The sequence below is a fragment of the Actinocorallia lasiicapitis genome (assembly GCF_054778695.1).
The window spans coordinates 1-9,246 of the sequence record NZ_BAAGZI010000230.1 but is presented as its reverse complement, the minus strand read 5'-3'; the positions used below and the strand labels follow the sequence as shown (position 1 = coordinate 9,246).

Genomic DNA, 9,246 nt, shown 5'->3' with positions numbered 1-9,246 from the left:
TTGTTGGGGTCGGGGTGGGTCTCGGTGGGGAGGGTGAGGGCGCCGAGTTTGAGGAGGCGGGTGAGGATGCCGTTGCGGCCTCGGCCGAAGTGGGTGGTGAGGGTGGGGAGGTCGGTGCCGGCGCGGACGAGGGTGAGGAGGTCGGTGTCGGCCTCCGGGGTCCAGCGGCGGTAGGCGTTGGGGGTTTTCTCGGAGGAGCGGGGGCGGGGCGGGAAGGTGATGGTGGAGAGGGAGAGGAGGGGGATTTCGGCTACTGGGTGGTCTTTTCGGAAAGCCTGGAGGGTGGGGCCGGTCAGGGTGAGGCGGTCGACGGTCAGGTCGAGTTCCGTGATCGGGGGGTTGGTGTCGGGGAGCGGGGTGTGGAAAGTCAGTCGGATGTCCATGAGGACATGGTGCGCGCGCGAGCGGGAGATCGTTTTCGGGGCTGTGGATAACGGCGTCAGTCGTGGGATTTGCTGCGGCGGAGCAGCGGGACGCTGAGACGGCGGCGTCGGCGGGGGGAAGGAGCCGCGGACGGGAGCGGGGTGTCGGGGCTGCGGGGGTGCGCCAGCAGTGTGGGCCGGGGACGGCCACGGAGCGTGACGGTCTGGCTGGTCTCCCACTGGAGGGCTTCGAGAGGGTCGCAGTCGTCGAGGACGTCGGCGTTGGCGAGGGCGCCCGAAGGGGTCGACTTGGCCAGATCGGAGAGGCGGGCGGCCTCGTTGACGGGGTCGCCGATGACGGTGTACTCGAAGCGCTGCTCGGCGCCGATGTAGCCGGCGACGACGGGGCCGCAGGACACGCCGATGCCGGCGGTCACCGCGGGGATCTCGACGGGCAGGCGGGCGGCGAGTTCACGGGCGGCGGTGAGGGCCCGGCCGCCGGAATCGTCCTGGGCGACGGGGGCGCCCCACACGGCGAGCGCCGCGTCGCCTTCGAACTTGTTGATCCAGCCGCCGTTGCGGTTCACGCATTCGACAACCACGCCGAAGAACAGGTTGAGCAGGGCGACGACCTCGTCGGGCGGGCGTTCCGCGGCCATTTTCGTCGAGCCGGCCAGGTCGACGAACAGCACCGCGACGTTCTTGACCTCGCCGCCGAGGGAGATCTCCGAGTCGAGCGCGAGCCGTGCGACGTCCGGGCCGACCTGCCGCGAGAACAGGTCCTGGAGCCGTTCGTGGGCGCGCAGCCCCGCCACCATCGAGTTGAATCCGGCCTGCAACTGGCCGAGTTCGCTGGCGTCGTACACCTCGATCGACGCCTCCAGATCGCCCCGGGCGACCCGCGCCATGCCCTGCCGGACGCTCTGGATCGGATCCCCGATCGCCCGGACCGCCACGAAGGTCACCTGGAAGCTGATCAGCAGCGCGGTGACGCCGAGCACGAGCACGGTCAGCGCCACCTCGTGCCGGTCGAACTTGACGTCGGACAGCGCGACGATCGCGACGACGATCAGCCCGAGCAGCGGGACGGCCGTGCCGAGCCCCCACGCGAGCAGGGTCCTGACCGTGACTCGGGAGAACGGATGTTCACGCGGCGGCTGGCTGGCCAGGACGAGCGCGGCGGCGGGCCGCAGCAGCCGTTCGGCCAGCAGGTAGACCAGCCCGAGTGTGGTGATCGCGCCGAGCAGGCAGGTCATGCCCATTTTGAGCGCCATCAACGGCCCGTAGAGGGTGTTGAGCGCGGTCCAGCCGATCGCGCCGACTCCCCACAGAACCGCCTGGATCAGGGTGATCCGGGCGGGCCCCAGCAGGACGGCGTGCCGCTGTTCCCGGTCGGGCGTGCCGCCTTCGCGGACCAGCCGATGAATCGGGGCGAACACCTTCATACCCCAGGCGATGGCGGCGGGCCCGGCGATCAAGGGATAGGAAAGGAAGGTGATGAGATTGACCAGGGTGGCGTCTTCGGGCACGCCGTCCGGATCGGGGATGACGCGCAGCGCGAAGATCAGCACCACGGCCGCGCCGGCGGCGTTGGCGACCAGGACGACGGAGGCGAGGAACCAGCGGACCCGCAGCTCCAGACGGCTCTGGGGCGCGCCGGGGAGCGCCGCGAGCTTGGCGCTCAGGGCGTCGAAATGCTCTCGGTTCACGGGCCACCTCCGACAGGCGGTCACTCTACGGATTTCGGGTGACTCACGATAGGTCGTAAATCACAGGCAAAATCGTATGAGGGATCTCACCGGGAACGGTGCAAGAGCTCTCGGTACCAGCGAGTAACCTGTATGAGCCATATATGAAAGAGGCTCATCTATGACCGCTTCGTCTGTCACCACGCCGCCGCCCGGAGCGACGATCCCGTCCCTTGACGGGGTCGCGGTCACGGCCGACGCCCTGCTGCGCTCGGGCAGTTTCGACCTGTGCTTCGGCTGCGGATCCGGTCATGGTTCGGGCCTGCGCCTCGAGCGCACCTCGTTCGAAGCCGACACCGTCTACGGTCATTTCCTGGTCACCGACCAGCATCAGGGCGCGCCCGGCCTCGCCCACGGCGGGCTGCTCGCGACCGCGATGGACGAGATCCTCGGCACCGCCGCCTGGTCGCTCGGGAAGATGGCCGTCACGGGCCGGCTCGAGACCGATTTCAGGGCGCCCGTCCCGGTCGGTACCACCCTGTACCTCAAGGCCTGGTGCACGGGCGTCGACGGCCGGAAGATCTACCTGTCGTCGGAGGGCCGGCTGAACGCCCCGGACGGCCCCCTCGCCGTCCAGGCCGCCGCCCTGTTCGTCGAAGTCCCGCGCGAGCACTTCACCAAGGAGCGCTGACCCCTCTAGGCCCGGACGCGCGCGAGCTGACGGGCCTGAGCGACCAGTCTGTCCTTCTCGTCCCAGATCTCCACGTCCTCCTCCAGGTGGCCGCCCGCCAGGTTCCTGGTCCTGGCGATCACTCGCAGCCAGCCCGGCGCGGGAATCGCCCGCACGTGGACGGTCAGTTCGAGCGTCGGAACCCATCCCTGCACGCCCATCTCGAACGCGACGGGCGGCAGGGCGTCGGCCGCGAACAGCAGGGTGAACGGGTCGGCGTCGGCGCCGTCCGACAGCCGGAACCAGGACCGCATCTCCCCGATCCCGGACGGCTTCCCCAGCGCCCATCCGGCCGTCGCCGGGTCCATCCGCAGATCGGTCTGGCCCAGCAGAGTGACGATCTTCCGGAACTCCTCGGGCGCCTCGTAGCACTCCTCGACCGGCGGCAGGACGGGCGGTTCGGCTGTGGTCCTGACGTCGTCGGGCAGGCCGCCGAGGTCGCCGTATGCGGCCAGGATCCGGATCTTCTCCTTGCCGTCCTGGAGGAGCGAGGCGGTCGCTGACGTCAGGGTCCGGCCCTCGCGGATCACTTCGGTGCGGATCGTCGCGGGCCCGGGAACCGCCATCGACAGGAAGTGCCCCGTGACCGTCATCGGGTGCGGCTGGCCGGTGACCTGGGAGAGCGCCCTGGCGACGACGGCCAGCAGGTAGCCGCCGTTGGGGGCGGGCCCGCCGGTGCCCCAGGAGTCGGAGATCTCGGCGCGCAGCTCCCCGTTCTCGTCCAGTGAACTGGCTGTGGCCTGCGCGAACTCCGACTCGAACATCGACATATCCCTTCGAAAGCGACGAAACCGAGTGTAATTCGGTTGGGCCTTGACCCGGGCCGAGAGCCCTGTCACACTCCAGGCATGGCTGAGTGGCTCATCCACTGAGCCTCTACCGAGAAGGAGAGATCAGGGTGACCGCACCGATAGCGAAGGACACCGTCGTCGATGCCCTCGTCACCCGTCTCCGCGCCGAGATCCTGGGCGGCCTCTACCCGCCCGGCTCGTATCTGCCGCCCGAGCGCGAACTGGCGGCCGGCTACCAGGTCACCCGGACGTCCCTGAAGCACGCCCTGGTCAGGCTCGCCCAGGCGGGCCTGCTGGAGACCAAGCACGGGGTCGGCACCCGGATCCGCGACTACGAACGGCTGGGCGGCCCCGAACTCCTGCCGATGCTGGTCAGCGTCGCCGGGCCCGACTGGGCGACGGAGATCTTCGAGGCGCGGCGCGAGATCGGCGCGCTGGTCGCCGCGAAGGCCGCCGTCCGCTGCGCGCAGGAAGCCCCCTTCGTCCTGGATGGCCGGCGGCGTCTCGTTCAGGCGCTCGCCGACCTCCGCACCGCCGACGACCCCCAGCAGGCCGAGGCCGAACTCCACCGGCTGATCGCCGCCGCCACCGGCAACCGGGTCTACGGCCTGCTGGTGAACTCCCTGCTCAACACCTATCTCGAGGTCGGCGCGCTGTTCCGGCACGTCTTCGCGGACCGCGAGCAGGCCGCCGACCGGATCGAACCGCTGGTCACCGCGATCCTCGCCGGTGATCGGCGGGCAGCTCACGAGGAAGCGCTGCGCTACCTCGACACCACCCGAGATCTGATGATCGGAGCGCTCCGATGAAGGACTTCCGCCGTCCCGGCCTCACCCTCCGTGAAGCCGCCGGGATCTTCGCCGCCCACCCCAACGCCAGAATCCTGCTGCCCGCCGCCGTCACCGCGATCGCCGCGAGGGCCGCGCTCGGCCGCTTCACCCGGCGCGACGCCGCGGTGATCGCCGCGACGGTCGCGCTGGAGCCGTTCGTCGAATGGCTGGTCCACGTGCACGTGCTGCACGACAGGCCGAAGATGAAGAACGGCGAACTCCGCGAGACGAAGATCGCCCGCTCGCACCGCAAACACCACGCCGACCCCCGGGAGTTCGGGCTGATCTTCATCCCGAACCATGTGATCCTGCCGGCCGTCGCCGGGATCGCTGTCGCCAACGCCGCGCTGATCCGCAGGCCGCGGGCGGTCGTCACCGGCCTCGCGACCTCCTACACGCTGCTGGCCGCCTACGAGTGGACCCACTTCCTGATCCACACCTCGTACGTGCCGAAGAGCCCGCTCTACCGGAAGCTCCGCCGCACCCACCAGCTCCACCACTTCCGCAACGAGAACTACTGGTACGGGATCATCACGCCCCTCTCCGACAAGGTGCTGAACACCTATCCGCGGAAGGAGGATGTCCTTCCTTCCAAGACGGTCAAGACCCTGGGCGTCACCGAGCCCGTATAGCCTGTGGATCATGCGTCTGTCCGGCATCGTCTCCCCCGACCGGCCCCTGATCATCGTGGCCGCCGACGAGGAGGCCGTCCATCTGGAGACCGATCTTCCGGTGCTGCTCACGGGCATCGGGAAGGTCAACGCGGCCGTCGCGGTGGCGGCCGCGCTCGCCGTGCACCGGCCGTCGGAGATCGTGAATCTCGGGACGGCCGGAGCGCTCCGCCCGGGGCTGCGCGGCACCCATGAGATCGCCCGGGTGATCCAGCACGATCTGGACGGCGCGGCGATCGAGAAGCTGACCGGACGTCCGACCGGCACCCCCTTCGACCTGGCCGCGGCCGGGCTGGTCCTGGCGACGGGCGACGAGTTCGTCAAGACGACGGCGGCCCGTGACGCGCTCGCCCTCCATGCCGACCTCGTCGACATGGAGGGCTACGCGGTCGCCGCCGCGGCCAAGGCGGCGGGGGTGCCCGTCCGGCTGGTCAAGCACGTCAGCGACGAGGCGTCCGAGGGCGCTGCGAAGACCTGGCGGGAGTCCGTGGACGACTGCGCCCGCGATCTCGCCGCGTGGGTGGCCACCCACCTGTGAGTCTCACTGCCGGTAACGGAATCGCTACTCGTTTGCCGGTTTAACGCCTGCGACTCCGGTTGCGCGTGGTAATCAAGTGTTCGCTAAAAGACACGTCAACCACGGGCAAAGACCGGGAGTCCTCTCATGCGCCGAACCGCAGCCGCCGCCACCGCTCTGGCCGGAGCGCTGCTGACCGCGGGCTGCGCCGGAAGCGCGGCGTCGTCCAGCACGACCGAACCGCCCAGGTTGCCGAGCCCGGCGAGCTCCGCGGCCAAGGCCAAGGGCGGGAACGCGCCGGCCGTCAAGACGATCCCCGCGAACCTGCCCGAGTCCACCACCTTCACGACGATCAAGAACCTGCCGAAGGACCCGTCCCCCGGACGGCTCCCCGACGGCACCGTGGCCCGCCCGCGTCAGGCCGTCCCGATCCACACCGCGCCCGACGGGAAGCCCGTGGCGATGCTGCCGGCGACCCAGCTCTCCGGGCCGACCTGGGTGCCGGTCATCGAGACGGTGCCCGGCTGGCACCGCGTGCTGCTGCCCAGCCGGCCCAACCGCAGCACCGGCTGGATCCGGTCGGACGGCGTGGAGACCGCTCACAGCCCGTACGCCATCAAAGTGGGCCTGCGGTACAAGCGGCTCACTCTTCTCCAAGCGGGCAGACCCGTCGGCACCTGGCCGGTGGCCGTCGGCACGGCGGACACCCCGACCCCCGTGGGCCGGACGTTCCTGCTGGCCACGCTCGCCCCCACCAAGCCCCCATCAGGCGTCGTCCTTCCGGTCGGCGCCCACTCCGCGACGCTCGACACCTTCGGGGGAGGTCCCGGCACCGTGGCGTTCCACGGCTGGCCGGACGCGAAGGTGTTCGGCAGAGCGGCGAGTCACGGCTGTGTCCGGGTTCCGCCGGCGGCGCTCAAGGCGCTCTCGTCGGTTCCGCTGGGCAGCCCGGTGCTCATCACCTCATGAACACATCATCAGGGAGAAGCATGAAGACGATGACGGCCGTCCTGGCCGCCACCGCTATGGCCGCGTTCGCCGTCGCGCCCCCCGCTCAAGCGGGAGGCGTCTACGGCGAGGCGTTCGGCATCGCGGCGAAGGGTGTCGTGGCGCTCGCCCCGACCCCGTACGTCAAGGCCAAGACCGAAGAGGTCCTCACCAAGACGATGGTGAAGATCCCGGCGAACCCGCTGGTCAGCGGGGTGGTCAATGAGGCTTCGGCGTCGAAGTACCACGCACGGGCCGCGGTCGCCGACCTCGTGGTCGGGCAGCTCGGGCTGCGCGCCGAGGCCGTCACGGCGACGTGCGACAACGGGGTGGGCGGCACGGCGCTCGCCAAGGTCAAGATCGGGCCGTCCGAGATCCCGCTCTACCCGAAGCCGAACAGCGGGGTGAAGCTGCCGCTCGGCGCGCTCGGCAAGGCCGAGGTGACGCTGAACAAGCAGGTCAGGCTGCCCGGCGGGGGCCTTGAGGTGACCGCGATCCACATTGACCTCTCGCTCGTCGGCGCGGTCGACCAGACCATCGACATCGCGTCGGTGACGTGCGCGCGGGCCCCGCGGCCCGCCCCGACGCCGGTGCTGATCCCCGGGGATCTTCCGGTGACCGGCTGACGTCGAAAAGTCCCGCACCCCTCCCCAGGGTGCGGGACCTTCGTTCTCTCAGGCCGCGACCAGCTCCTCTTCCTCCTCGAGGACCTTCGGCACGGAGCGGAGCGCGATCACCGCGCCGACCGCGGCGAGCAGGGCCAGCGTGGCCGAGCAGTAGAGCATGAAGTGCATCCCGTCGACGTACGCGGTGCGGGCGGCGTCGATCGCCTGGGCCGCGACCTGCGGGGGAAGCTGTCCCGCGACCTCGAACGCTCCGGCGATGCTGTCGGTGACGGCGTCCTTCGCGGGGCCGGTGACCTGCGCGGGAACCTCGATGCTCGCGCCGTAGGCCGCGTTGAGCACCGAACCCAGCAGCGCGACGCCCAGTGCGCCGCCCAGCTCCGTGGCCGTCTCGGAGATCGCCGAGGCGCTGCCGGCCCGCTCCTTGGGCACCGACGCGAGGATCGTGTCCGCGGTGATCGTCATGGCGATGCCGACGCCCATGCCGCCGAGCAGCATCGTCGGGAACAGCAGGCTCCAGTAGTGGACGTCCAAGCCGACGAAGCTGTAGCCGATGAACGAGGCCGCGGCGAGCGTCAGGCCGGCGCCGATCGCCCTGCTGCGGCCCATGACGTTGATCAGCAGGGGGGCGAGGGCGGCTCCGCCCGTCATGGCGCCGAGCGCGCCGGGCAGCCCGGCGAGGCCGGAGACCCACGGCGACCAGCCGAGGACGAGCTGGAAGTACTGCGAGAAGACCAGCGACTGGGCGACGAGAGCGAACATCGTGAACGCGTTGACGCCGACCGAACCGGCGTAGGCGGGCAGCTTGAACAGGCGCAGGTCGACCAGCGGGGAGTCGATGCGGGACTGGCGGAGGCAGAACGCGGTCAGCAGGACGATCCCGGCGAAGCCCAGGAAAAGGTACTGGTGGGAGTAGCCGTCGGCGGCGATCTCCTTGATCGCGTAGACGGTCAGGGCGACGCTCGCGGCGGACAGCAGGACGCTCGGGACGTCGAGCCGGCCAGGCCGCGGGTCACGCGACTCCGGCAGGACGACCAGCCCCGCGACCAGGATCACCGCCATGATCGGCACATTGATCAGGAAGACCGAACCCCACCAGAAGTGGTCGAGCAGCGCGCCGCCGGCCAGCGGCCCGAGCCCCACGCCCAACCCCATCACGCCCGAGGAGATGCCGATCGCCATCGTGCGCTCCTTCGGCTCGGTGAACACATTCCTGACCAGCGACAGCGTCGACGGCATGATCGTCGCACCGGCCACGCCGAGCAGGACCCGCGCCGCGATCAACAGTTCGGCGGTGTGCGCGTAAGCGGTGACGGCCGAGGCCGCCGCGAACGCCGTGACCCCGATCAGCAGCAGCTTCTTCCGGCCGATCCGATCACCGATCCAGCCCATCGTGATGAGCAGGGCGGCGAGGGCGAAACCGTAGCCGTCCGAGATCCACAGGATCTGGGTGGCGGACGGTTTCACCTCCTCGACCAGGCGCGGGATCGCCAGATTGAGGGCCGTCATGTCCATCGCCAGCACGATTCCGGCGAGGCAGCAGATCAGTAGCGTGGCCCATTTGCGGGTGTTCGTCGTCATGCCCTGAGGTTCGCGGGGAGCGCTGACCGTCGGCTGACCGCGCGCTGACCGTGGATTTGGTACAGAATCGCGGCTATGCGGTTCGGCATTCTCGGGGCGGTCGAAGTCTGGGACGACGACGGCGAACCGATCTCGGTGGGGGGCCCGCGGGTCCGGGCGCTGCTGGCGTTCCTCCTGCTCAACGCGGGCAAGGTCGTCCCGGCGGAGACACTGATCGACGGGCTGTACGGGGAGGACCCGCCGGTCGGGGCCGCGAACGCGCTCCAGTCCATCGTGTCGCGGCTGCGCCGGGCGCTGCGCGGGATCGTCGAGGTCGAGCTGTCGCCGGCCGGATACCGGCTGCCGGTTCGGGGCGAAGACCTGGATTCCGGACGGTTCCTGGCGCTGACGGCCCGCGCGAGCGGCGCGACGGCCGCCGAGCGGGTGGCGCTGCTGGAGGAGGCGCTCGGGCTGTGGCGGGGCGACG

Annotated in this window: 11 protein-coding genes; 7 read left to right on the top strand and 4 right to left on the bottom strand. The window is 70.3% G+C overall.

The window, feature by feature from the left end:
* Window positions 1-383, bottom strand: a 383-nt coding sequence (locus tag ACYVE7_RS22340) for a hypothetical protein (RefSeq protein ID WP_460366947.1), incomplete at its 3' end; no start/stop codon positions are given.
* Window positions 384-439: 56 nt separating this feature from the next.
* Window positions 440-2,071: an adenylate/guanylate cyclase domain-containing protein gene (locus ACYVE7_RS22335; RefSeq protein WP_460366946.1), complete on the bottom strand. Its 1,632-nt coding sequence runs from the start codon at window positions 2,069-2,071 to the stop codon at window positions 440-442.
* A 160-nt stretch (window positions 2,072-2,231) separates the two neighbouring features.
* Between ACYVE7_RS22335 and ACYVE7_RS22330 the strand changes: the two genes are divergently transcribed.
* On the top strand, window positions 2,232-2,741 hold the full coding sequence (locus ACYVE7_RS22330; RefSeq protein WP_460366945.1) for a PaaI family thioesterase: 510 nt from the start codon (window positions 2,232-2,234) through the stop codon (window positions 2,739-2,741).
* 5 nt (window positions 2,742-2,746) lie between these two features.
* Here the strand turns inward: ACYVE7_RS22330 and ACYVE7_RS22325 are convergent, their stop codons facing one another.
* The gene (locus tag ACYVE7_RS22325; RefSeq protein WP_460366944.1) at window positions 2,747-3,544 is read right to left on the bottom strand and encodes a thioesterase family protein; all 798 of its coding nucleotides are present in this window, start codon (window positions 3,542-3,544) and stop codon (window positions 2,747-2,749) included.
* 134 nt (window positions 3,545-3,678) lie between these two features.
* Here ACYVE7_RS22325 and ACYVE7_RS22320 point away from each other — a divergent pair, with 134 nt between their 5' ends.
* From ACYVE7_RS22320 to ACYVE7_RS22300, 5 genes are all read left to right on the top strand, one after another.
* Window positions 3,679-4,380 (top strand): FadR/GntR family transcriptional regulator, encoded by a 702-nt coding sequence (locus ACYVE7_RS22320; protein ID WP_460366943.1) that lies wholly within the window; start codon window positions 3,679-3,681, stop codon window positions 4,378-4,380.
* Complete coding sequence (locus ACYVE7_RS22315) at window positions 4,377-5,033, top strand: sterol desaturase family protein (RefSeq protein WP_460366942.1); 657 nt, start codon at window positions 4,377-4,379, stop codon at window positions 5,031-5,033. The genes ACYVE7_RS22320 and ACYVE7_RS22315 overlap by 4 nt, the downstream gene beginning before the upstream one ends.
* A 10-nt stretch (window positions 5,034-5,043) precedes the next feature.
* Window positions 5,044-5,610: a nucleosidase gene (locus ACYVE7_RS22310; protein WP_460366941.1), complete on the top strand. Its 567-nt coding sequence runs from the start codon at window positions 5,044-5,046 to the stop codon at window positions 5,608-5,610.
* Window positions 5,611-5,736: 126 nt separating this feature from the next.
* Window positions 5,737-6,558 carry a L,D-transpeptidase gene (locus ACYVE7_RS22305; RefSeq protein ID WP_460366940.1) on the top strand — a complete coding sequence of 274 codons (822 nt, stop codon included), beginning with the start codon at window positions 5,737-5,739 and terminating at the stop codon, window positions 6,556-6,558.
* Between the two features lie 20 nt (window positions 6,559-6,578).
* Window positions 6,579-7,202, top strand: coding sequence for a choice-of-anchor P family protein (locus ACYVE7_RS22300; RefSeq protein ID WP_460366939.1), 624 nt, complete (start codon window positions 6,579-6,581; stop codon window positions 7,200-7,202).
* Between the two features lie 48 nt (window positions 7,203-7,250).
* On the opposite strand, the gene ACYVE7_RS22295 is transcribed toward ACYVE7_RS22300, so the two are convergent.
* Window positions 7,251-8,780: an MFS transporter gene (locus ACYVE7_RS22295; RefSeq protein ID WP_460366938.1), complete on the bottom strand. Its 1,530-nt coding sequence runs from the start codon at window positions 8,778-8,780 to the stop codon at window positions 7,251-7,253.
* A gap of 75 nt (window positions 8,781-8,855) precedes the next feature.
* On the opposite strand from ACYVE7_RS22295, the gene ACYVE7_RS22290 reads away from it, so the two are divergent.
* Window positions 8,856-9,246, top strand: a 391-nt coding sequence (locus tag ACYVE7_RS22290) for an AfsR/SARP family transcriptional regulator (protein ID WP_460366937.1), incomplete at its 3' end; no start/stop codon positions are given.

Excerpts from the sequence above, each read along its gene's own strand:
- ACYVE7_RS22330 (WP_460366945.1), top strand. The coding sequence starts at position 2,232 with ATGACCGCTTCGTCTGTCACCACGCCGCCGCCCGGAGCGACGATCCCG.
- ACYVE7_RS22325 (WP_460366944.1), bottom strand. The coding sequence starts at position 3,544 with ATGTTCGAGTCGGAGTTCGCGCAGGCCACAGCCAGTTCACTGGACGAG.
- ACYVE7_RS22315 (WP_460366942.1), top strand. The coding sequence starts at position 4,377 with ATGAAGGACTTCCGCCGTCCCGGCCTCACCCTCCGTGAAGCCGCCGGG.
- ACYVE7_RS22310 (WP_460366941.1), top strand. The coding sequence starts at position 5,044 with ATGCGTCTGTCCGGCATCGTCTCCCCCGACCGGCCCCTGATCATCGTG.
- ACYVE7_RS22305 (WP_460366940.1), top strand. The coding sequence starts at position 5,737 with ATGCGCCGAACCGCAGCCGCCGCCACCGCTCTGGCCGGAGCGCTGCTG.
- ACYVE7_RS22300 (WP_460366939.1), top strand. The coding sequence starts at position 6,579 with ATGAAGACGATGACGGCCGTCCTGGCCGCCACCGCTATGGCCGCGTTC.
- ACYVE7_RS22295 (WP_460366938.1), bottom strand. The coding sequence starts at position 8,780 with ATGACGACGAACACCCGCAAATGGGCCACGCTACTGATCTGCTGCCTC.